The 24,143-nt window shown below is 54.7% G+C and carries 10 protein-coding genes; 9 read left to right on the forward strand and 1 reads right to left on the reverse strand.

Annotation, left to right across the window (positions count from 1 at the left end; genetic code table 11):
• Positions 1 to 37: 37 nt before the first annotated feature.
• From HNQ64_RS04990 to HNQ64_RS05000, 3 genes are all read left to right on the forward strand, one after another.
• The gene (locus HNQ64_RS04990) at positions 38 to 5,698 is read left to right on the forward strand and encodes an RHS repeat domain-containing protein (protein ID WP_184205964.1); all 5,661 of its coding nucleotides are present in this window, start codon (positions 38 to 40) and stop codon (positions 5,696 to 5,698) included.
• A 1,008-nt stretch (positions 5,699 to 6,706) separates the two neighbouring features.
• A complete protein-coding gene (locus HNQ64_RS04995) occupies positions 6,707 to 7,390 on the forward strand; it encodes an FkbM family methyltransferase (protein ID WP_184205965.1) in 684 nt (227 codons plus the stop codon).
• A gap of 76 nt (positions 7,391 to 7,466) precedes the next feature.
• Entirely contained in the window at positions 7,467 to 7,988 is a 522-nt protein-coding gene (locus HNQ64_RS05000) for a magnesium chelatase subunit ChlI family protein (protein WP_184205966.1), read from the forward strand.
• Between the two features lie 7 nt (positions 7,989 to 7,995).
• Here HNQ64_RS05000 and glgX read toward each other — a convergent pair whose 3' ends face one another.
• Entirely contained in the window at positions 7,996 to 10,128 is a 2,133-nt protein-coding gene (gene glgX / locus HNQ64_RS05005) for a glycogen debranching protein GlgX (RefSeq protein WP_184205967.1), read from the reverse strand.
• A gap of 162 nt (positions 10,129 to 10,290) precedes the next feature.
• Between glgX and HNQ64_RS05010 the strand changes: the two genes are divergently transcribed.
• From HNQ64_RS05010 to HNQ64_RS05035, 6 genes are read left to right on the forward strand one after another with little or no spacing between them, the layout of a single operon-like run.
• On the forward strand, positions 10,291 to 10,863 hold the full coding sequence (locus HNQ64_RS05010) for a biliverdin-producing heme oxygenase (RefSeq protein WP_184205968.1): 573 nt from the start codon (positions 10,291 to 10,293) through the stop codon (positions 10,861 to 10,863).
• Between the two features lie 9 nt (positions 10,864 to 10,872).
• Complete coding sequence (locus HNQ64_RS05015) at positions 10,873 to 13,119, forward strand: ATP-binding protein (protein ID WP_184205974.1); 2,247 nt, start codon at positions 10,873 to 10,875, stop codon at positions 13,117 to 13,119.
• The gene (locus HNQ64_RS05020; protein ID WP_184205976.1) at positions 13,116 to 13,616 is read left to right on the forward strand and encodes a response regulator; all 501 of its coding nucleotides are present in this window, start codon (positions 13,116 to 13,118) and stop codon (positions 13,614 to 13,616) included. Before HNQ64_RS05015 ends, HNQ64_RS05020 begins: the two co-directional genes overlap by 4 nt.
• Before the next feature lie 24 nt (positions 13,617 to 13,640).
• On the forward strand, positions 13,641 to 15,689 hold the full coding sequence (locus HNQ64_RS05025; RefSeq protein ID WP_184205978.1) for a hybrid sensor histidine kinase/response regulator: 2,049 nt from the start codon (positions 13,641 to 13,643) through the stop codon (positions 15,687 to 15,689).
• A gap of 60 nt (positions 15,690 to 15,749) precedes the next feature.
• The gene (locus tag HNQ64_RS05030; RefSeq protein WP_184205980.1) at positions 15,750 to 16,808 is read left to right on the forward strand and encodes a sensor histidine kinase; all 1,059 of its coding nucleotides are present in this window, start codon (positions 15,750 to 15,752) and stop codon (positions 16,806 to 16,808) included.
• Positions 16,805 to 24,118 (forward strand): PAS domain S-box protein, encoded by a 7,314-nt coding sequence (locus HNQ64_RS05035; protein WP_184205982.1) that lies wholly within the window; start codon positions 16,805 to 16,807, stop codon positions 24,116 to 24,118. The genes HNQ64_RS05030 and HNQ64_RS05035 overlap by 4 nt, the downstream gene beginning before the upstream one ends.
• The last annotated feature ends 25 nt before the right edge of the window (positions 24,119 to 24,143 follow it).

The raw sequence follows: 24,143 nt of genomic DNA on the forward strand, positions 1-24,143 counted from the left end.
AGGGACAACAGCTTCGGATCCAACCGATTCGAATACAATGGGACCGCCAACATCTACGAGTGGATGTCCAGTTCGGTATTCATCTGGACAGTTACAGTTCAAAGAAACTGATTTATCCTTTAACTCTTTTGGCGTCCAATGGGGGCACGATCGGGAGTATGCCAATATTCTCAGCAATAACAGTTTAGGTATCAATGGATGCAGTTGGCTGATTCCTCAGTTCAGAGCTCTCACTTTCTCTGCTTCGTATGGAAATAATCATCCCGCAAAAATTTGCATTGTCGATAGCGCTAATAACAGTCTTTGGTTTACATTGACGACTGACGGAGTTTATCGATCTCAGTACAGGACCGAAGATATCTTGTATCATGATGGTGCTAAATCGGAATTTGTTTGGATTGATCGTCAAGGCAATCGCACTGCCTTCTACGACAATTCTACCGTTTACTCGAGCGCACTTTCTGGGCAGCAACGTGCATTGATTAATAAGGCAGGTTGGCGAAGTGAATTTTCGCATGACAGCAGCGGGAAGGTTGTCGCGATGAGACAACTGCATGCCGATCAGGCAGTGAGCTATAGGTATGACTACTTTAGTCAAGGTAACTCGTTGGGATATTTGAGCGTGGTTACATTGGTGATTAACGGAAATCCCGTTCAGCGTGCAGTGTACCAGTACTACAACGATACGGACACCGGTGGAAATCGCGGAGACTTGAAGCACGTCGCAGTCGAACAATTCAATGCTGGTCGTGAGCTCTGGGAAGTGATTGAGCGTAAATATTACCGATACTACAAAGCAGCTTCGTCCGATGGGTTTGTTCATGGTCTCAAATATGCCATCCGTGGGCAGGCCTATGACCAAATGGCTGCAGATGGGTACAATCCCGCAGGTGCCTCAGATTCGACGTTATCCAAGTATGCCGACTATCATTTCAAGTACGATACTGCAAAGCGGCTTAAGATCGAATCTCTCCAGGGCGGTCGTAAGACCATCTCCTTTACCTATGAAATAAACCCGGCAGAACCTGGTACTCAGGATGTCAATACCTGGAATACAAAAACCACAGAGTTTTTACCTGATGGAACCAGTCGACGAGTTTATACTAATAAAGCGGGTTTAGTGATGCTGAAAATTTTGGCTCAAGGGGTTTCAAACAAGTGGTATGAGTATGCGAAATACAATCACAAGTTCGACGTGGAACTTTTGGCATCGTCAGAAGCCGTGGATTCTGTCACGGAACCGAATTCGGGTGGGCCATTGGTTGTCACGTTGAAAACAAACCAAGGCCTGATCCGTGAACAGACCTTTTACTCGACAACAAATGCTTCTCTGGGAGCAGTGGCAGGATTGTTGGAAAAAATGGTCGTCAAGAACGGTACCGCTGGTTCTCCGAGCATTCTAAGGTCCGTTCAGTATGCCATTAAAGAGGCATTCGGACATAAAATCTATCCGGTTAGTGCCGAGGTTATCTATCCAGTCACAGGAAGCACCGCGACTGCTAACCGTACAACATATACTTATACCTGGTACACCGGAACAGCCGGAGAGGCAACATTTGCCATCAAGCAAAAAACCACAACTTATCCGGTCGTTCCCATAGAACAAAATGGGACCGGGGTAGCTGCGTCCGCTCAGGAAAGTTACGATACATTTGGGTTTGCCACCTGGCTTAAAGATCCCCGAGGCGTGATCTCGTATCGCTCATTCACGCTGTTCAACAGCTCGGTCATCCAGGAAATCCAGGACGTTAATACCTCTCTGGTTGCTAACGCGCCTTCAGGTTGGGTTACCAAATCTGGTTTTGGCGCGCACTTGACAAGCGATTATGTAAGAGACGTATTTGGAAGACCTTTGAGAGCTTTGCAGCCGGTCATCGAAATTGATCCTGCTACCATTGGAATGAATGGCGAGGCCGCTCTCTGGGTCCGGCCAGTAAGTTATTCATTATATCGCGACGTTACCAGACAACTGTGGCAAGCGAAAGGTTGGTGCAGCAATGAGGGGGCGGCGGCTTCCTGGCACATCACCGGACCTGTGACATTGTTTCAGTTGGACGCGAGTGAGCGTTCGTTGCGGGAGGTAGACGCGACGCCTGACTGTTTCTGTGGTCCGTTGGGGCCAGATACATTCGGCAAATCTGGTGAATGGCCGTCGCAGAACCAATGGACAAAATGGAAGGAAGATATCCGTGATCCGTGGGGCAGAATCCAGGAAACCCGTGTTTACCATGTGATTCCTTCCACAGGAGAAGGGCTCGAGGGCGCAAATTATAACGCGCAGCGTTTCCAATATGATGTGATGGGTCGCCTCCGGCGCACAATATCTCCTGGCGGAACTGTCAGCCGAAGCGTCCTCGATGCACGCGGTCTGCTCACTGCAACCTGGGTGGGTACCAATGACTCTGGCGCAACTGATAATGATCCATCTGGAGGTGGCGATCCGGCAAACAACATGAGACCCGTCTGGTTGGGGCAGTATGACGGAGGAAGCTCGGGTGGAAACGGAAACCTAACCCAGGTGACAGAACCCGTGAATAATACCTCTGGAGATAATCGGGTCCTCAGCACTACGTATAATTATCGCAATTTCGCGACCATTGTAAAGGTTAACGACGGATCATCCAACGTCTTTTCCACGACTGCCTATGACAATTTGGGCCGTGCGACTACGCAGTCTCGTTATCATACCAGTATTGCCCAAAGTAATCGCACTCACGAGGTAACGATGTCTTACGACTCGAATGGGCGGATGTATGAGCAAAAGCGCTTTTATGTGAACTCAAATGGCAGCCTCGGAAGCTCCCTGCATGCTCGGACATGGTACGATCCGAACGGAAATGTAATCAAGCAATCCCAGCCGGGCGCAAAGGTGGTAAAGAAAACCGTGTTCGATTCGATGAACCGGTCTATCGCAGTCTACACCGTAGCGGAAGCTGGCTCTACAGAGAATGTGAATACCAACAGCGTTGATCTTGATGTTGTGATTAAGGAAGATTGGACTGTCTATAATCCAGCAGGCCAGGAAGTTGAGACTTCTAGCCGTGCTCGGTTTGACGATACCGACGGATTTGGCCCATTGAAAGGACCTCACGGAGAACAGCCCAAATCACGGGACACTTTCATAGCTACGTATCGAGATCCGATCGGGCGTCTGCGTTATTCAGTCAACTGCGGAACGAATGGGGGGGCTCCCTTTGTTCGTTCCCCCGTGCATCATTTACCCTCTGATATCATCCTTGTTTCGGAGCAACAATATGCTGTTGACGGAGGGTTATCAGTCTCCATTGCACCCAACGGCACGGCTACGGTCACATTTCGGGACGCGGCTGGTCGTCAGTCGGGGCTCATTGCAAATTCGTCTACCGTGTCTGCGAAATCTGTCGGCGAAATAGACGTAGCAGGTGCCGAATGTCGCATCAGTCGCTTTGAGTATGCGCCTGATGGTGGCCTAGCTCGCCTGATCGTCTGCAATCAGGCGACAGGTGATCAAATAACAACATGGGACTACGGGACCACGCTCGTTTCGAGTGAAGTGGCACGTAGTGATTTGGCGGTCAGTAAGACCTATTCAAACGGGCAGACGGAACGGATGACTTACAATCGTCAGGGAGAATTGGCAGGTTACAAAGATCCGAACGGCAATGTTCATGCTTATCGCCGCGACAAGCTGGGACGTTTGATAGATGATGGAATCACAACTCTGGCACCGGGGGTTGATGGGTTAGTACGGCGTATAAGCACCACATACGATAGTCGAGGACGGGTCGAATATCTAACAAGTGGTAGCGAGCCCGGTCCGGGAGCTGGTAGCGTTGTTAATCAGGTCCGTCTTACGTATAACGGTATAGATTGCCTGCTTGCAGATGCGCAAAGTCATAGCGGCGTTGTTGACAACAATACCCCCAGAGTTGAATACCAATGTACAGGCACACAAGACAATATACTGCGACGCACAGGCATAATCTATCCTAATGGTCGAGCCATTGCGTATGAATATGGTGAAAGCGGCAGCATTGATGACGTTCTTAATCGGGTGCGCTCCGTTCATGACGATATGGAGACTTTGACGGAATACCAGTTCGTGGGTGTCAGTATGCCCGTAGTCAGCACTATTCACGGAGCAAATATTCAAAGGCGATGGAAGAAAGAAGCAGGAATGCCTGATGGTGACAGCGGAGATCCCTACACAGGTTATGACCGATTTGGTCGTCTGGAGCAGACACTATGGCAAAAGATAAATGATCCATCCGATGTCCTGGTGAATGTCCAGTGGGGATATGATCGTGCCTCATTTAAGACTTGGCGAAAAGATCTGCTGGCCCCAGCCGCTAGATTTCAGGATCAGGTTTTTAGCTATGACGGATTGGATCAGGTGACTCAACGTCAACAGGGAGTGCTAAATATCAACCGTACGGCTATTGGAGGCACGCCAGCTTGGCAGGAAAACTTTGCCTATGACGCCAGCGGAAACTGGCAGCAATACCAACGTCAAGTCGACGGTGTCGTGGACATCAACCAAGGGAGGATCAGCAACCGGGGTAACCAGATCACCCAGATCTATCCTGACAGTGCTGAAACTCGCCACACAGACTATGATGCTAACGGCAACATGATAGAGACACCTTCCGGAGAAAACCTGAAAGGAGCTGCCCGAAAAATGGTATGGGATGCCTGGAATCGGTTGTGCTTAATTCAGAATGAGGGAGGGACCCTCTTGGCTGAGTATCGATATGATGGACAACATAGACGAACGACCAGCACGGTCTCTGGGACCACCAAGCACTTTTATTATAACAGTCAGTGGCGGTGCATCGAGGAGCGCAGTAACGGTGGCACAAATCCCGAGCAGCAATATGTATGGAATCCGTCTGATCGTTGGGAATTGATCCTCAGAGATAGATCTCCAACAACCAACGGCATTCTTAGCGAACGGCTCTATGGACTTCGCGACGATATGGATATCATCGCCCTGTGTAATGTAGACGGAAATGTTGTAGAGAGATTTGGATTCAGTGCATTCGGTAAAACGACCTATTACAATTCCAACTTTGCTCCCCAAGCAGCTTCTTCTAGCCAATGGAATTTGTTATTCCACACGGAATTTATTGATCTTGCGACGGGGTGGGCAAACTACGGCTTCAGATACTATTCTGCGGAATTGGGACGATGGCTCTCCCATGATAGATTGGGAGAATTCGCGTCTGTGAATTTTAATCTTTATCAATTTGTTGGTAACAATCCGTCGAACTATGTTGATGTTTATGGTAATTTTGCCTTTTTGATACCAGCACTAATAGGAGGAGTTGTCGGAGCCGTTGTCAGTGCAGGGTTAACCCTTGCAACCGGCGGCTCAGCTGGTGATGCTGTTGCCAGTGCCTTGGCTGGTTTTGTTGGAGGCGCGGTCGGGGGGGCAACTGGTAATATTGCCTTGGGGGCCGCTATAACAGGGGGAATTTCGGCATCGTTATCAGCTGCGGCACAAGGCGGTGGTGCGGCAAGTGTGATTACGAGCGGTCTTATTGGCGGTGCCCTGGGTTATGGAGGAGGCCTGATTGCCGGTGGACTTGGTATAACGGGATCTGCAGCGGTAGTTGGAGCTGCTGATGCCGCGATCGGATTTGTGAGTTCAGGGTTGGCCAGCGCTGTGGGCTCTTTGTTTGGTCTGGCAGAAAATATTTATAGCGATACATGCCCATGAAAAAAAGATTATCGACTGATTGGAAAAAGGAAGCGTGGTTCGGTATTTTATTTAGCGCTTACATTATTATTGTTGGTTGGTACTCAGCTAAGCTAGGCGAAGCCATTGTGCCTCAATCCGTTATAGTATGGATAAAGGCTCGATGTCAGCCAACCTCTATAGAGCCCACTATCAGAAACCTGAGATTCCTCACGGGTCTAGGATTCATTGCCTTGTTGTTAGGATTTCACGGTTATCTAAAGAAAAGGTTTCGGTTAAGGCGAGAAACCCATCAATCTGAGCAGAGTTAAACAAAAAAGACTCGATACAGTTGACTTTGGGGATGCTTCATAACGCGCTTTCAGAGTCTCCGAAAATGCCGTATCCAATGAGAGAAATATTCCAAAGTATGCCGCTTCTCAGTATCCCATGAAGTTATGAGGACGTTTTTGAAGCAGCTCAATTTCTGTAGCTGCTTGAGGTAAAAACCTCTTAACTAGTGGAGGAATTGTGACAAAATCTTCTGGTGAATCGGCGCTAGGACCCAGTATCGGAAATGTCTTGGGAGCAGCGACAGCCAACCTAGGAGGATTTGTAGATATAGTGACGAATAGCGTGGCGGGCCTTTTTAACAAAAACAACAATTCAACTTGCCCTTAATTCAATGATACAAACCTTTTTATACCTTTATGGCTTGTCTGCTTCTTTGGTTCATTGCCGGAGCACTTCTGGGCTATTTATTGAAATCGCTAGATATCTTGAATGAGCGCCAGATCGCGGTTCTCTGCGTCATGTGGCCGATTGGGGGAATCGTCCCGATATTCATCATCACTTGAAATAAAATAAATGGCAGCTAGCTGCACACCACTTAGGAGAGGGGGTTATACGCATCGTTGCTGATAAGACATTTCAAAGCCATGCCTCTATCATCAGCAAGTGTGGCTGATTTGCTTCCCATTGCGGCATAGACAATAGTATTAAATATATAATATGTTATCATCAGATGTTTTTTTAAAGGTGTTGCAACCTATGGAATCCAGCTCAGAGTTGTTGCGACTGGGCAGGAATGAAGATGGCGGTTATGTTGTAACTGAGCGCATGCTGGAAGAGGCTACAGCTCTGTTTACCTATGGTGTTGGGTGGGACATTTCTTTCGAGGAACATTTCGTGCGCCAAACAGGCAAAAAAGCATTTCTTTTCGATCATACCATTCGTCAATTGCCTGCCTCGGTAAAAAGCACCGAGAATATTGAATTATTTTCGGAAGGGATCGCGCCCGCATCCAAGCCGTCCTTTGGCACTTTCGCCGAACATTTACAAAAGCTTGGCTACAGCCATAGTCCTGTCATACTCAAGATGGATATAGAAGGTGCTGAGTATGAAGTCTTGGAAAATCTAAAGCCAACAAATTTAATTAACGTGGTCGGTCTAACGGTCGAATTTCATTGGCTTGGTCAAGAGGCTTACCGCCTTAGATTATTAAATATCGTGCGAAAACTTTCTTTCCAGTATTTTATCGCGCATGTTCACGGTAATAATTATTCTGAGTTATTTGAGATAGGGAATGTTTCCTTTCCACGGTGTATCGAGATTACCTTCGCACGAAGGCCATGCGTTGGTGTGTCTACCCGTCGATATCCAGTCACTGGTTTAGATTACCCCAATGCGCCTGGAAAGCTTGATTATCAACTTCCATTTGGTGGTAATGACTAAGGGCGTCTGGTCTGCACCCCGAATGTTGATCTAAGGGCACGGAACCGATAGACCTTTGTTCTGACAGTGGTGGGATTTGACGGTTTCTGCTCGGAATCACCGCCGCTCAAATCCCTGTCAATGTGGGTTCTATGGTGACACGCGCCGTGATTGCCGCTGCAGTTCCGTCATGGTGCAAAAGTATCGCCAGCGCATCAGTGGTCCGCTCTTGGACCGCATTGATCTGCATGTGGAGGTGCCCATCGTGGACTTCAAGGCCCTGACGAATGCGCAGCCAGGGGAGTCTTCAGAAAGCATCCGCAACCGGGTGGAAAAAGCCCGCGCCATCCAGGCAGCCCGGTTTAAAGGGCTGTCTGGTGTGCATACCAATACCGGCATGACACCGCGCCTCATCAAGAAGCACTGCGAGCTGGATGCAGAGTGTAGCGGCCTCATGGAACATGCCATGGGGCAGATGAACTTCAGCGCCCGTGCGCACGATCGCATCTTAAAAGTCGCCCGCACTTTGGCCGACTTGAAAGAGGCCGAAAGGATCGATGCCGATAGCATCCTGGAAGCGGTGAACTACCGCACCCTGGATCGCAATCTATGGTCCTGATGCGTCTTTAAGAGGCGGCGCGTTTTGAGATGAAGACCGCCAGTGAGCGGGAGGGACAGGCCAATTGGGGCGTCTTGCGGGCGCGCTTGTCCAGCTTCAACTCTGTGGTGGCGAGACGGAGCTGCCACGGGGCACCATCGGCTTGAGGCAGGGTGACATTCACGTCTTCAAAGTGAGCGTTCATGAGGACAAAGACAGAGTCACTGGTGCGTGGCTGGTGATTTCGCCCGATCTCGCGCAGGGTGCTGCCTGGGAGCCACATGCCAAAGCAGCGTGTGAAGCCGGCGTCCCAGTCCGCCTCATTCATTTCACGGCCTTCAGGGTTCCACCAGATGACATCCTTTGGCTGGCCTTCTTCCAGAGCCTGACCCATGAGGAAATTCTTGCGGGCTAGCACGGGTTGTTCCTGCCGCAGGGCGATGAGTTGACGGGTAAACTCCACCATCTCTGTCGCCGTCGCGTCCAGGTCCCAGGACAGCCAGGAGATGTCGTTGTCCTGACAGTAAGCGTTGTTGTTCCCTTGCTGGGTATGCCAGCGTTCATCGCCTGCCAGCATCATTGGCACCCCTTGGGAGAGGAAGAGGGTGGCCAGCAGGTTCTTGGCCTGGCGCAGCCGCAGCGCCTGGATCTGGGGATCCTCGGTTTCCCCCTCGTGGCCACAGTTCCAGCTTTCGTTGTCGTTGGCGCCGTCGCGGCTGTCTTCTAGATTCGCCTCGTTGTGCTTGTCGTTATAGGTCACCAGATCGCGCAGGCAAAAGCCATCGTGCGCAGTGATAAAATTGACGCTGGCATGCGGGCCACGGCCACTGTGGTTATACAGATCCGCGCTGCCACTGAGGCGTTTGGAAAGTTCATTGGCACGGTCGTTGCCCTTCCAGCAGCGGCGCACTTCATCGCGGTAGCGGCCATTCCATTCGGCCCAGCCGGTGGGGAAGTTACCCACTTGATAACCGCCCATGCCGATGTCCCAGGGCTCGGCGATGAGCTTAACTGTTGAAAGGACAGGATCTTGGCCGATGGCGTCAAAGAAAGAGCTGAGTTTATTCCAGCCATAGAGCTCACGCGCCAGGGCACTGGCTAGGTCAAAGCGGAACCCGTCCACGTGCATCTCTGTGACCCAGTAGCGCAGGCTATCCATCAGCAATCGTAGGCCGGAGGGGTTCTCCATGGTGAGCGTATTGCCACAGCCCGTGAAGTCCTCATAATAACGAGGATGCTCCTGAGACAGACGGTAGTAGGAGGCATTGTCCACGCCACGGAAGGAGAGGGTGGGCCCGCGCTCACTACTTTCCGCCGTGTGATTGTAAACCACGTCGAGAATCACCTCGATGCCGGCTTCATGCAGGCGCTTGACCATGCCTTTGAATTCATGCATGGCCGCGTGCGGGTCTGGAGTGGAGGCGTACGTCGGCTCAAAGGCGAAGTAAGAAAGGGTGTTGTATCCCCAATAGTTCGTTAGGCCGCGTTCTTGCAAAAATGAATCATCCAGGTGGTGATGCACTGGCAGCAACTCCACTGCTGTGACACCCAGTTTTTTCAGGTAATCCATGGCTTCATCCGATGCCAAACCCGCATAGGTGCCGCGCAGATTTTCAGGTAAAGAGGTGAGCTTTTGAGTGAAGCCTTTGACATGCAGCTCATAGATGATCGTGCGATGCCAGGGGGTCTCTGGTGGAGTGTCACCATCCCAGTCGAAATGCGGATCCACCACCATACCGAGAGGGGCATGGGCTGACGAGTCTTGGTCATTGAAAGAAAGATCCAGGGCCTCATCTTCCAAATTGTAACCGAACAGACTGGCATCCCACTCCTTCAAGGGGCGACCGATCGCCTTTGCATACGGGTCTAAAAGGAGTTTGTGGGGATTGAAACGATGACCCTGATCGGGTGCATAAGGGCCATAAACTCGGTAGCCATACAACTGGCCAGGCTGGATCCCGGGGATGAATCCATGCCAAACTTGGTTCGTGCATTCGGGAAGCTCAATCCGTGTTTCTTGCCCGCCCTCGGCTTGATCGAAAAGGCAAAGCTCCACCTTTTCTGCATGGGCGGAAAAAAGGGCAAAGTTCACACCCCCTGATTTGAGGGTGGCCCCGAGGGGGTAGGGAGTTCCAGGGCCGAGCGCAGATTGGGAATTCATCGCCGTTGCATCGGGTAGGATTTCTCGAGTGGATGTCAGCCACTTGAATTTAGGCCTTTTTTTTGGGCCTTCTAAAGCCTACGCTGCATTTTCGCGTTTAGGGCAAGACCGCTTGGCAGATCAGATACGATAGAGTTTCGAAAAAACTCCCCCTCACCTCGCATGGCTTTCCTTCACGATCTAAAAACGCAGACGTCCGTCGTGCATGCGGCCTTGGAAAAGCAACTGGACATCGTCCGCTATTTTGAATCCAAAACCAGCTATGTGAAACTGCTGGAGCGCTTTTTTTCTCTTTATGAACCTCTGGAAGAAAACCTCGCCCAGGCCCTGGATTGGCGGTCAGAAGGGTGGGACTTTGAATCCCGGAGAAAGACGCCCTGGTTAACCGAGGATTTACTGGCGCTAGGGCTCACGGCTCAGGACATTTCGGCTTTGCCACGTTGTACCGCCTTGCCAGATCTCACCCCACCAGGGGCAGCGGTCGGCTGTCTGTATGTGCTTGAGGGCTCGACGTTGGGTGGGCAGGTGATTACCCGTCTGTTGAAGCAGCATTTGGAAGTTACTCCCGAGACGGGCGGACGTTTTTTTTCAGGTTATGCGGAGGCCACCGTCCCACAGTGGCGGGATTTTGGTGCCTGGGCCGAGGATTGGGCACTGCGCCATCCCGAACAGAAGGCTGCGGCGGCTGAGGCGGCCTCGCAGACATTTGATTCTTTCACTCGTTGGTTCCAATAAGTCACGCCTATGTCCGACCCTGTTGATCTGACCAATTGTGACCGCGAGCCCATCCACATTCCGGGTTCGGTCCAGCCCCATGCCCTGATCCTGGTATTGGCAGAGCCCAGTTTATCCATTTTACAGGCCAGTGCGAATGCGCCTGAGCGGCTCGGCTTGCCACTGGAAGAGTTGTTGCAGAAGACCCTAATCGAGTTGCTGAGAGACTCGGACTCAGCTTACCTGGAAAAACACGTTTTATCGAAACAACTCGAAGCTTCTCCGCATTACCTGCCTCCGCTGAAAGTGGGCCCTGCGGGTCAGACTTTTGAGGCTCTGCTTCACCGTCATCAAGGCCTGCTGATTTTGGAGTTGGAACAGTGGCCAGACCAGACTTCCATGGTGCATGAGGCGGTGTATGTCTCGCTCAAGCACACGCTGAATCAGCTTCAGGGCACGACTTCCGTGGTGGAGTTTTGCCAGCGTGCGGCAGAGCACGTGCAGGAGTTCACCGGCTTTGATCGCATCATGGTGTATCGCTTTGCGGACGATGCCTCAGGGCATGTCATCGCGGAGTCTAAGCGGGCGGATTTGGAGTCCTACCTTGGGTTGCATTACCCAGCTTCAGACATCCCGAAACAGGCCCGCACCTTGTTTGTGAAATCTCAGCTCCGTCTGAACCCGGACGTCAAATACGAGCCTGTGGCCCTGGTGCCTGCCCTCCGGCCAGATACTGGCCTGCCACTGGACATGAGCTACTGCGTTAGCCGCTCCATGTCCCCTATCCATGCAGAGTATCTGCAAAACATGGGGGTGGGGGCCTCCATGTCTATCTCCATCGTCATTGGGGAAGAGCTTTGGGGGCTTTTCGCCTGTCACCATTACTCTCCTCGCTACGTCTCGCACACCACGCGCATGGCCTGTGAGTTTTTAGCCCACATGCTGTCCCTCCAGGTCAGCAACAAGGAAAGTGACGAGCAGCATGAGTATAAACTGCGCCTGCACCAGGAGCACCGCTTGCTGGCAGATGCCATGGCTCTGCACGCAGAATTCCACCCGGTATTGATCCAAAGTAAAGGCACCACCTTCGCCGGCATCGAGGCGGGCGGTGCGGCTCTTTTGCTCAATGACATGGTCTATCTGCGCGGTGAAACGCCAGATGAAGACAGCGTGCGAGCCCTGTCTTTGCAATTGGCAGAAAGCATCGAGCCTTCCGTCTGGGCCACCGATCACCTTTCCAAATTGTTCCCAGACTGGGCTAAGTGCGCGGAGCTGGCCAGTGGTGTTTTAGCCGCCCGTTTATCCCGTCAGACGCCGGCGTACGTCCTTTGGTTTCGACCCGAAGAAAAGCAAACCATGAGCTGGGCTGGTGACCCGACGAAACCGATGGAAACCGGGCCTCATGGGGACCGATTGACGCCGCGGAAATCCTTTGAGCTTTGGCAGGAAGAAGTGAGGGGGAGATCCCGGCCCTGGCTTGCCTGTGAAATTGATGCCGCTCGCATGCTGCGGCAGACGATCTTGGAAACGGAGGTTCGCAGAGCTGAACAACTGGTTAGGCTGAATGCGGAGCTGGATGAGAGAAATCGCCAACTCGACTCTTTCGCCTACGTGGCTTCTCACGATCTCAAGGAGCCCCTGCGTGGCATCAGCAATTACTCGAACTTTCTCCTCGAAGACTTTGCGGATCAGTTGGATGATCAGGGCGTCAACTACCTCCGTACCATGATGAGGTTGACGGAGCGCATGGAGACTTTATTGGACTCGCTGCTCTATTATTCGCGTCTCTCACGGGGAGAAATCAACAGTCGGCGTGTGGACCTGAATGTGGCCATCGAAGACGCGAAGGAGATGCTCATCGCCCGCATCCAGGAGAGCGGCGCTCACATCAACATCCCACGCCCCTTGCCTGAGGTTTATGGAGACGCGGATCGCCTGGGTGAGGTCTTTTCCAATTTGATCAGCAACGCCATCAAATACACCGACAAGACTCCAGCACAGATTGAGATCGGCTGGCAGGCCGGGGAGCTCGATAGTCCCACGGTCTTTTACGTTCGTGACAATGGCATCGGCATCGCGGCGGAGCACCAGCAGCTGATCTTCCAAATTTTCAAACGACTGCACGGCCGCGAGGACTATGGTGGTGGCGTGGGCGCAGGCCTCACGATCGTACGCAAAATCATCGAACGTCATGGCGGACGAATCTGGGTAGATTCTCTGCCTGGGCATGGAACGACTTTTTTCTTCACCTTGGAAACCGACCCCAATTTACCATGAGCGAATCTGTGACACCTTCCTTCCTCATCGTTGAGGATAGTGATGAGGATTACGCTGCCCTGGAACGCATCGTCCGCCGGGCCCGGCCGGATGTGTCTGTGAAATTGCAACGCTGCGTGAGTGCAGAGCAGGTCTTCACCATCCTAAATGCCCCGAGGTTACCGCAAAAACCGCTCCCAGAGCTTCCCGCCCTCATCATTCTGGATCTGAATCTTCCCGGTCTTAATGGTAAAGAAGTGCTGCGTGCGGTGCGCCAGCATCGCCGCCTCAAACTGATCCCGGTAGTGATTTTCTCGACATCTAGCAACCCACAAGACATCGAGTGGTGTTACGAAAATGGGGCCAATTCGTATCTCGTGAAGCAGACGGATTACACCGCCTTTAAACGCGCGGTCGAGCTGCTGGTGGACTACTGGGTGGAGGCCGTTCGCTTGCCACGTCCTTCCAGTGGCGGTATCGTTTTGGAGAAGCCTGACGACAGCGGGTTACCCGCCTGATCAAGACCCTCGGCCCAGACAACCATGCTCGCCTCCTCCCCGTTACATGTTTTGATCGTGGATGATTCGTTGACGGATGCCGTCATCTTTCGCCGCTATCTCACTCGCGGTGTTCAAGCTCCCTGCGAAATTGGCGAAGTGGCGACGGCCGCCCAGGCCTTGGAATACCTTCAAACACGGCGGCCTGACTGCGTCCTGTTGGATTTTAACCTGCCGGACAGTGACGGTGTAAGCCTGGTCAAAAAAATCGTCTCGATCCATGGCGAAAATGCTTTTGGCATCGTCATGCTGACTTCCAATCATGAGGTGGAACTGGCCGTGGATGCGCTGCGCAGTGGGGCCCATGATTTCCTGCCCAAGGGGGCCACCAACGCCATCGTGCTCAGGCGCGCTGTGGACAACGCCACCGAAAAAGCCGCCATCCAGCGTGAGTTAGAAACTCAACGCCATGAATTGGCGCGCAAAAATGAAGAACTGCAGACGCATGTGCGGCAGCTCGAAAAGGAGATTTCAGACCGCCTCCATGCAGAAACACGCCTCCGCCAGAGCGAAAATCAACTGCGGGTGGTGACCGACCACGCCGCTGTGCTTTTAGTACTCTGCGACCGCGACTATCGCTACAAATTCGTCAATCGTCATTACGCGAGTCGCTTCGGCATGGAGCCCGAGCAAGTCATTGGAAAGCACATCCAGGAGGTCCTGGGTAAAGAGGCCTTTGCTGCGATCCTTCCCCATCTCCAGCGGGTGCTAAAAGGAGAGCGGGAGGAGTTTGAAATCCAAGTTCCCTTTGCGACCCTAGGCCTGCGCTGGATGAGCGTGGTCTATGTGCCGGAGCGTGGGCCGGATGGGCAAATCCACGGTTTGATTGGCGTGATGTCAGACACCACCGCACGCAAGACGGCGCAGATGGAACTGGAACACGCACGTGACGAAGCCCTAGCGGCTTCACGCGCTAAGGATGATTTTTTAGCCGCCCTTTCGCATGAGCTGCGCACGCCGCTTAATCCCATCCTGCTGCTTTCCAGTGATGCTGCTGAGGACGCTGCCCTGCCGGAACATGTGCGGGGTATCTTTGAGACCATCCGTAAGAATGTGGATCTCGAAGCACGATTGATTGATGATCTGCTTAACATCACCCGCATCAGTCGCGGCAAGATGGCGCTGGATAGACTGCCGGTGGATATTCATGCCGTGCTGGAGGATGCGATGATGAACGTCGCTGCGGAGATCCATGCCAAACACCTTTCTCTGCGGCAGCAATTTCAGGCCACTGCCCACACGGTGATGGGGGATGCCGTGCGCCTCCAGCAGGTGTTCTGGAACGTCCTCAAAAATGCCGTCAAGTTCACGCCTGAAGGTGGCAGCATCACGGTGCGCACGCGGACCTTGCTAGAGGCGGATGTGGTGGAAATCCATGTGACGGATACAGGCATCGGCATGACTTCTGCGGAACTCGCTCGTGTGTTTGATGCTTTTGCTCAAGGAGATCATGCTGGAGAAGGGGGCTCCCACCGTTTTGGTGGTTTGGGCCTAGGCTTAGCGATCAGCCAGATGCTGGTGCAGAGCCATGCGGGTGAGATTTTGGCCTGCAGTGAGGGTCCTGGTGAGGGGGCCGTTTTTGTCATTCGCTTGCCTCTAGTGCCGGATATTTGCCTAACTCTCCAACCCACGGCTCCAGAGGTGACTCTAGAACCGCAGAGCACGAAGGCGGTCAAAGTTCTGCTGGTTGAAGACCATGAGCCCACCCGCAATGCACTGGCTCATTTGCTGAAGCGGCGCGACTACCTGGTCAGTGCCGCAGCCACATTGGAAGAGGCGCGCTCGCTTGCAGCGCAGCAGTCTTTTGATCTACTCATCTCAGATATTGGTCTTCCGGATGGAAATGGTTACGATTTAATGCAGGAGCTCGCAGGTTTGCACAGTATGAAAGGCATCGCCCTGACGGGCTATGGCATGGACAGAGACATTGATCGCAGCACTGAAGCCGGGTTTGTCGCCCATCTCACCAAACCCATCCAGGTTCAGGCTTTGGAATTGGCGATTCGTGCGGCTTTATTGCCTTCTGCCCGATAGACACGCGCAGATTGCCAAACCTGCGCGAAATAGAAGTGAACCATCAGACGAACTGAGCCCATGCTGACCGCCTACCTCCTATTTGCCGAGAGAAATGCCACCGCCACGGAGGCTGCCCAGGCAGGTATCAGTCGTGCGTTTCCTGGCGCAGAGGTGATCACTGCCTCGGGCGTGGATGAAGCGGTCATTCTCTCTGTGAAAGGGGCTCAGACTCTCTTGATTCTCGTCGAGCCTGCTCTGGGGGAATTGGAACTGGCGCTCAAATTATCTTCGGAAGAAGGGCTGGCGCGTTGGCCTGTGGTTTGTCTCGGCGGTTCCGTTCATAGCCAGGATCTCACCGTCATTCCGGCGGAAGACTGGCACCCACCTCTGCTGGCTCAGGTTTTTTCGGCAGCCTTGCAGCGGCATGAGTTGATCCGTGAAAATGCACGCTTGCGCGGAGACCTGCTCACTTTTGCCCGCCGTATCAGTCATGATCTTCGCACACCTCTGAGTGGCATCTTTACCACAGCGGAGTTGCTCAAAGAGATCCTCAGTGATCAGTCTGAAGAAGATGCAGCCCTGACCACGCCGCTGTTTGACTCCACGCAGGCCGTCTTGAGGCTGATTGAGCGCACAAGTCAGGTCGCCAGGGCCACGGTCGAGCCACGGCCCAAAGAAACGGCCGACATGGGGCAGGTGGCCTGGGCCGGGCGGCAGGCCGTGGAGCGGCAGGCCATGAAGGCGGGTGTGAGGCTTCAGGAAGCGGAGACGTGGCCACACATCCAGGGTGTCACAGCTTGGCTGGAAATCATCTGGGCGAATTTGCTCCAGCAGGCCGTGCAGCGCAGCATCTCTGGCATGACGGTCGAAATGCAGTGGAAGGAACTCCCCGCGGAGTATGAATTCAGCGTGCAGGATCAGGGACCTGAATTGAAGGAGGAGCAGCGGCTGGGCCTCTTCTGGCCGTTTGAAAAACTCCATCAAGGTCACAGTGCTAAAAATCTGGAACTCCCCATCGCACGGCGCTTGGTCGAACTCCAGGGTGGGCGCTGCGGCTGTGAACCGGTGGCAGGGGGCGGCATGCGCTTCTTCTTCACTTTGCCAAAGGAATCTGCAGTCCTGGTCGCTGCGGCATGAAGACGGAATCTGCCCAGCCTCCCTTTCAGCCAAATCCCACCTCCTGGGTTCAAGGGGGCGGTGAGATGGGGCGACGCATCCGGGAGTTTGACTGGTCACAGCATCCCCTTGGGCCTTTGGAGACTTGGCCCCAGAGTCTTCGCACCACCATCAGCCTCATGCTGAACTCCCGCTTTGCCATGTGGGTAGGCTGGGGAGAGGATTTCTGGTTCTTTTGCAATGACGCGTATCTGCCAACGTTAGGCCTGAAGAAAAATTGGTTAGGCGCTCCTGCATCTGCAGTATGGAAAGAGATTTGGGAGGCGGTGGCTTCACGCGCTACCTCGGTCGTCAGCACAGGGATGGCCACTTGGGATGAAGGGCTGCAGCTTTTTCTCGAACGCAGTGGCTTCACGGAAGAGACCTACCACACCTTTTCCTACAGTCCCATCCCAGGGGAGGGGAGTGCCATCGGCGGCATGCTCTGTGTCGTCACAGAAGAGACGGAGCGCATCATCAGTGAACGCCGCCTTTCCCTCCTGCGTGACCTAGCCACTCGACTGACTGGCGTGACCAGTGAGGCAGAGCTGTGCGCGGCCTTTCAGCACTGCATCGAGCAGCAGCCGCAAGATCTTCCCTTTGCTCTTATCTACCTTGCCGAGGCCGACGGCGTGGAAACACGCCTTTCCTGCTGTCAGGGCTTGGCCTCCAGCCATGTGGCTGCCCCTGAACGCCTCACCTTGGGGGCGAGTGAAAACGTCTGGCCGCTGAGCCCTACCTTCATGTGTCTGGAGGATCTAGGCTCCCGTTTTACAGACCTGCCCCTCACGGCTTGGGATAAGCCTTCCACCACAGCCGCCCTCATTCCCATTCATGAGCAAGGCACAGACCAGCCAGCCGGGCACCTGGTGGTGGGCCTGAACCCCTACCGCCCTCTGGACGCTCCCTATCAGGGCTTTCTCGAACTCCTGGCCGGTCAAATTTCCGCTGCTTTGGGCAATGTACGAGCCTATGAAAGGCAGCGCCAGCGGGCTGAGGAACTGGCCGCCATGGATCATGCCAAAACGGTCTTTTTCAGCAATGTCAGTCATGAGTTCCGCACGCCTCTGACGCTCATGCTCGGGCCTCTGGAAGATCTCCTTGCCCAGGCAGAGCCGCCTAGCTCGCCAGGCTATCGAGAACTCATTTCTGTGGCTCATCGCAATGGTCTGCGCCTGCTTAAGCTGGTCAATACCTTGCTGGACTTCTCTCGTCTTGAAGCTGGGCGCATGGAGGCCGCCTTTGAGCCCGTAGATCTCGCCGCACTCACCCTGGACTTGGCAGAAAGTTTCTCCCCTGCCATGAAACGGGCAGGCCTGGACTATCACCTCGAGTGTCCGCCTCTGCGCGAGCCTCTTTACGTGGACCGGGACTTGTGGGAAAAGATCGTCCTCAATCTCCTCTCCAACGCCTTTAAATTCACTCTTCAGGGTAGCATCCGCCTCTCCCTCACAGATCAGGCGGAAGGTGTGGAACTGAAAGTGGCGGATACCGGCAGTGGCATCCCTGTTGCAGCCCAGGCCAGTCTCTTTGAGCGGTTCTTCCGCGTGCAGGGGGCTGAAGGGCGCAGCCATGAAGGCACTGGCATCGGTCTTGCCCTCGTGGGGGAACTGGTAAAGTTGCACGGCGGCACCGTGAAGGTAGAAAGCCAGCCCGGCCTAGGCAGTGTCTTCACCGTCAGCCTGCCTCGCGGGAAAGCCCACCTGCCAGCAGCTCACCTGCGCAAGAGCCTCACCGCCCATGCCAAGCATGTGGATACTTCCTTCCTCACGGAAGCTGCGCGCTGGCTTCCCGCAGAAACAGACGCCTCATCAGAAGTACCTGCATCTCACTCTGCCGACCAGTCGCGACCACGCATTTTGTTAGCGGATGATAATCCGGACATGCGGGATTATGTGCGCCACCTCCTTTCCGCCCGCTTTGAGGTGCAGACGGTGGGCGATGGCCGCGCCGCGCTGGAACTCATCCAGACGCACCCTCCGGACCTTGTCTTGACGGATGTCATGATGCCGCACTTAGATGGCTTTGGCCTGCTGCAGGCACTGCGGGAAAATGCCGCTACGCGCATGATCCCCGTCATCCTTCTCTCTGCCAGAGCCGGCGAAGAGGCGCGTGTGGAGGGACTGGATGCTGGGGCGGATGATTACCTCATCAAACCCTTCGATGGGCGCGAGCTTTTATCCCGTGTCAGCACTCACCTCACCCTCGCTCAGTCGCGCCAGCAGGCTGCCCGCCAGGCCACCCAGGCGGAGGCACGCCTCCAGCATCTTTTGACCCTTTTGCCTGCTGGTGTTTACACCTGCAATGGTCAGGGACTCATCACTTTCTTCAATCAGCGGGCCGCCGAGTTATGGCGTCACACCCCACTGTTGCAGTCTCCAGAGACACGCTACTGCGGTTTCCATCGGCTTCTCAATGAAGACGGCACTGCCATCCCGCCAGAGCAAAGCCCCATGGCGGATGCCGTCCTGCATGGGAAAAGTTTTCGCAACCTAGAAGCCGAGGTTGAGAGGGCCGATGGCAGCCGCTTCATCGCCAGCGTCAGCATTGACCCTTTATGGGATGAAGAAGGCCGCATCATCGGTGCCATCAATATCTTCCAAGACATCACTGCATCCCACGCCACGGCTAGGGCGCTCAAGCAAGAGTTGGAAGAACGCCAACGTGCCATCCAGCACGCCACTTTTCTCAGCGCCCTCAGTCAGCAGCTCAGCCTACTCAATGAGCCTCAAGACATCTTACACACCGCCTCAGAGGAGGTCGGTCATCACCTTCAGTTAGATCGCTGTGGTTTCATCGAGGCTAACGACAGTCTAAATGTGCTCACCATCACAGAAGACTGGGCTGGCCCAGGTATGCCGCTGTTAGAAGGCCGCTTTCAGCCGCAGGATTTTATCCCTCCGCAGCTCTGGCAGGCCATTCAGCAGGGCCTCCTTCCCGTGGAGGATGTCCATCACCATCCGCATACCCAGGCCATCACAGAGCGGTTTGAAAAAATCGGCCTCCGCTCCTTCGCTATTGTCCCCTTTTCTCAGGCTGGCCAGGTGCGCACCTGGCTTTCCATCGGTGCCGCGCAGCCACGGAGCTGGCGGGAAGATGAGCTGAGACTGCTGGAAAACGTCATTACCCGCGTGCGGCCTCTGGTGGAGCAGGCGCGTGCTGCGAAGGATCTCCAGCAGCGGGGTGAGCGCATGCAGCTCCTTTCAGAAACCCTCGCTCAGCTCATCAGCGCGCGGAATCCTGAAACGGTCGTTCGCGAGCTGTTCTCCCGCGTCACCATGCACCTCCGTGCAGACACGTACTTCAATTTCATGGTGACTCCAGCGGGGGATAGCTTGGAGCTGCACTCCAGTGCGGGCATCAGCGAAGCCACTGCCCGCGCCATGCATCGGCTGAACTTCGGTCAAGCCGTCTGCGGCACCGTCGCCCAGACCTGTCAGAGCATCGTTGCAAACGACATCCAAAACACTCAGGATCCGAGAGCGGACCTTGTGCGCAGCCTCGGCATCCAGACCTATGCTTGCCATCCTCTGATCGCTGGTGGCAGGCTCCTCGGCACCCTTTCGTTCGCCAGTCGCGTCCGCACTCAGTTTGATGCAGAGGAGTTGAATTTCATCCGCATTGTCACTCACTCCGCTGCTTTGGTGCTGGAGCAGTTGCAGTCTTCGGAGGCTCGCCAACGTCTGGCCTCCATCGTCACTTCTTCGGACGATGCCATCATCAGCAAGAACTTAGACGGCCTCATCACCAGTTGGAACATGGGTGCCCAGCGCATTTTTGGTTATACCGCAGATGAGGTCATTGGTCGGCCGGTCACTCTTTTACTCCCTCAAGATCGCCAGGATGAAGAGCCTATCATCCTAGACCGCATCCGCCGGGGTGAATACATCCAGCATTTCGAAACCATCCGCCAGCGCAAGGATGGCACTCTGGTGGATATCTCCCTCACCATCTCCCCCATCAAAGATGCCGAGGGACACATCATCGGCGCTTCCAAAATCGGTCGCGATATCACCGAACGGAAAAAGAACGAGCTGGAACTCGTGCGCAGAGAGCAGCTCTACCGCAGCATTGGCGAATCTACCAACTACGGCATCTGGGTCAGCGATGCCCAGGGCCGCAATATCTACGCCAGCGATTCTTTCCTCAAGCTCGTCGGCCTCACCCAGCAAGAGTGCGCCAATGATGGCTGGCATCAGACGCTTCACCCGGATGATCGTGAAGCCACGCTCTCCCATTGGTACGCAGCCTCCCAGCATGGAGGTCTTTGGGAAAGAGAACATCGGTTCAAAGGGGTGGATGGCCACTGGCACCCCGTCCTCTCGCGTGGCATCCCCATTCGGGATGAAAAAGGCCAGATCATCCAGTGGGCGGGCATCAGCCTCGACATCTCCACCTTCAAAAAGACGGAGGAAGCCCTGCGTCAGCAGTCCCAGATCCTCGCCGTGCTGAACCGTGTCAGCAGCACCCTGGTCGCAGAAAGAGATCTCGAAAAAATCGTGCAGAGTGTCACCGACGCGAGCTGCGAGATCAGCGGTGCCCAGTTTGGCGCGTTCTTTTACAACGTCACGAATGAAAGCGGAGAGGCCTTAACCCTGTTCACCGTTTCCGGAGCTCCGCGTGAGGCCTTTGCCAAGTTCCCCATGCCCCGTAATACGGCACTGTTTGCCCCCACCTTCAAAGGCGAAGGCGTCGTGCGTGTGGATGATATTTTGTTAGACCCTCGTTATGGGAAAAATACCCCCTTCAAGGGCATGCCTGCTGGGCATCTCCCGGTACGCAGTTACCTCGCCGTCCCCGTCGTGTCAAACTCGGGCCAAGTCATCGGCAGCATGCTCTTTGGTCACCCAGAGCCGGGCATTTTTACTGAGGCCACTGAGAGTATGCTTGTGGGCATGGCTGCCCAGGCCGCCATCGCCATTGATAATGCAGAGCTCTACACCTCCCTCCAGCGTGAGCTGGATCAGGTCAAGCAAGTGCAGGGTGCCCTACGCGCCAGTGAGCGCCGCTGGCGCGACATGGCCGAGGCCATGCCGCATCTAGTCTGGACAAGTGCGCCGGATGGCGGCTGGGATTTCGTCAGCCCCCAGTGGTGCACTTATACTGGAAGGAAGGAGGAGGAACAGCGTGGCCATGGCTGGACAGAAGCCGTCCATCCAGAGGATCGCCCGCTCATGGAGACTGCCTGGAATCAGGCCTCCCATACCCGCAGCATTGTGGATGTGGAAGTCCGCATCCGCCGGGCAGACGGTCAATACCGCTGGTTTAAAACACGCGCCATGCCCGTCATGGATGAGAGCGGGAACATCATCAAATGGTACGGCTCCAATACCGACATCGAAGACATCAAGCGCACGGATAGCATCCTCCGTGAGCGTGAAGCGCGCCTCTCCGCCATCTTTGCCCAGGCAGGCTCCGGCATCGTCCAGACGAATCTTGAAGGCGGCATCACCATGGTCAACGACGCTTACTGTGAGATCGTCGCGCGCACCCGTGAAGAACTCATCGGGCTCAATGTCCATGCCATCACTCATCCCGAGGATCGCACCCAAAACATGGCGGTCTTTGATGCCATGATCCAAGGCGGCGCCTCCTTCATCATCGAAAAGCGGGACATCCTGCCAGACGGCAGTTACGTCTGGGTGCGAAACAGCGTCGTCGGTATCCGAGATGGCAAGGGGCAAGTCATCGCCGGCCTCATCATCACCCAAGATATCACAGACAGTCGCGAAGCCGAAAACGCCCTGCGCGCTAGCGAAGAGCAGCTCCGTCTCGTGACGGATCATGCCCCCGTCCTCCTGGCTCAGTTTGACCAGCAGCACCGCTATAAATTTGTCAACCGACCTTACGCCCAGCGTTATGGTTTCGAGCCCCAAGACGTCATCGGCAAACACGCCAGCGACGTCGTCAGTGAAAGTGCCTATCGCAGCGCACTCAGCATGATGGAGCGCGCGTTTAAGGGCGAGCGGGTCGAGTTTGAAATGGCCATTCCTTATGAGAGCCTCGGCTCCCGCTGGGGTCACGTCATCTTCGTTCCCGAGCGTAATGCTGAAGGCGAAGTCGTCGGCATCGTCACCGTCTTGACAGACATCACCATGCGCAAGCAGGCAGAGCATGACCTGGAGCAGGCCCGAGACCGCGCACTGGAAGCCGTACGGGCAAAGGATGACTTCCTCGCGCGTCTGTCTCATGAGCTACGCACCCCTCTGAGCCCCGTCTTGCTCCTCGCCAGTGAAGGCAGCAAAAGCCTCGACATCCCCGAAAGTGCCCGCGCAGACTTTGAGACCATCCGCAAAAATGTGGACCTCGAAGCCCGCCTCATTGACGACCTCCTGGACATCACCCGTATCACCCGGGGTAAGTTAGCGCTCGATCTCCAGCCCGTGGATCTCAAAGAAGTCATCCAGGATGCCCTGGCCACCATCCAGAGCGAGATCGCTGGTAAGAAAGTCCACCTCCAGCTTGATCTCTCACCCACCCCGCTGGACATTTTGGCCGATGCGGTGCGTCTCCAGCAGGTTCTTTGGAATCTCCTCAACAATGCCGTCAAATTCACTCCAGCCAGCGGCATCATCAAGATCACCGCTCGGGCTCTAGAGGAGGAAGACGCCGTGACTGTGGAAGTCACAGATACTGGCATCGGCATGACTGAAGAGGAGATCCAGCGCATCTTTGATGCTTTCTCCCAGGGAGATCACGCCCTCAAAGGAGGCTCTCAACACTTCGGGGGCCTCGGCCTCGGCCTGGCCATCACCCGCATGTTGGTCGAGCTGCATCAGGGCCACATTCAGGCCACCAGCAGCGGTCGCGGTCATGGGGCCACCTTCACGGTGAAGCTGCCCCGCATTTCGAAGGCCAGCAGCGCCCACCCCTCCCGCACCTCTTCCCCTATTCCCCTGCCACCGGCGGAGAAACCCGCCCCCGCCCCGCGTCCGCCCTTGCGTATCCTCTTGGTCGAAGATCACGAGCCTACCCGCACCGCCCTCTCCTCCCTCCTGCGTCGGCGTCGGCATGAAGTGCACACCGCAGGCTCCCTTCAGGAAGCCCGTGAATGTGCCCAGCAAAATAACTTTGACCTCTTGATCTCAGACCTCGGCCTGCCAGATGGCACGGGATACGAACTCATGAAAGAACTGGCGGATCAACTGCCGCTCAAAGGCATTGCCGTCAGTGGTTTTGGCATGGAGCAGGACCTTGTGCGCAGTCGCGCCGCAGGTTTTGTCACCCATTTGATTAAACCTGTTCGCATCGAAGCCTTGGAGACAGCTCTTGCTTCCTTGCAAGATACCTAACCAAGACTGTGCATTCGGCAAACAG

Origin of the sequence: Prosthecobacter dejongeii (assembly GCF_014203045.1) — a bacterium.
In the GTDB taxonomy this organism is placed as follows: Bacteria; Verrucomicrobiota; Verrucomicrobiia; order Verrucomicrobiales; family Verrucomicrobiaceae; genus Prosthecobacter; species Prosthecobacter dejongeii.

Excerpts from the sequence above, each read along its gene's own strand:
- HNQ64_RS05035 (WP_184205982.1), top strand. The coding sequence starts at position 16,805 with ATGAAGACGGAATCTGCCCAGCCTCCCTTTCAGCCAAATCCCACCTCC.
- HNQ64_RS05030 (WP_184205980.1), top strand. The coding sequence starts at position 15,750 with ATGCTGACCGCCTACCTCCTATTTGCCGAGAGAAATGCCACCGCCACG.
- glgX (WP_184205967.1), bottom strand. The coding sequence starts at position 10,128 with ATGAATTCCCAATCTGCGCTCGGCCCTGGAACTCCCTACCCCCTCGGG.
- HNQ64_RS05015 (WP_184205974.1), top strand. The coding sequence starts at position 10,873 with ATGTCCGACCCTGTTGATCTGACCAATTGTGACCGCGAGCCCATCCAC.
- HNQ64_RS04990 (WP_184205964.1), top strand. The coding sequence starts at position 38 with ATGGGACCGCCAACATCTACGAGTGGATGTCCAGTTCGGTATTCATCT.
- HNQ64_RS05020 (WP_184205976.1), top strand. The coding sequence starts at position 13,116 with ATGAGCGAATCTGTGACACCTTCCTTCCTCATCGTTGAGGATAGTGAT.
- HNQ64_RS05025 (WP_184205978.1), top strand. The coding sequence starts at position 13,641 with ATGCTCGCCTCCTCCCCGTTACATGTTTTGATCGTGGATGATTCGTTG.
- HNQ64_RS04995 (WP_184205965.1), top strand. The coding sequence starts at position 6,707 with ATGGAATCCAGCTCAGAGTTGTTGCGACTGGGCAGGAATGAAGATGGC.
- HNQ64_RS05010 (WP_184205968.1), top strand. The coding sequence starts at position 10,291 with ATGGCTTTCCTTCACGATCTAAAAACGCAGACGTCCGTCGTGCATGCG.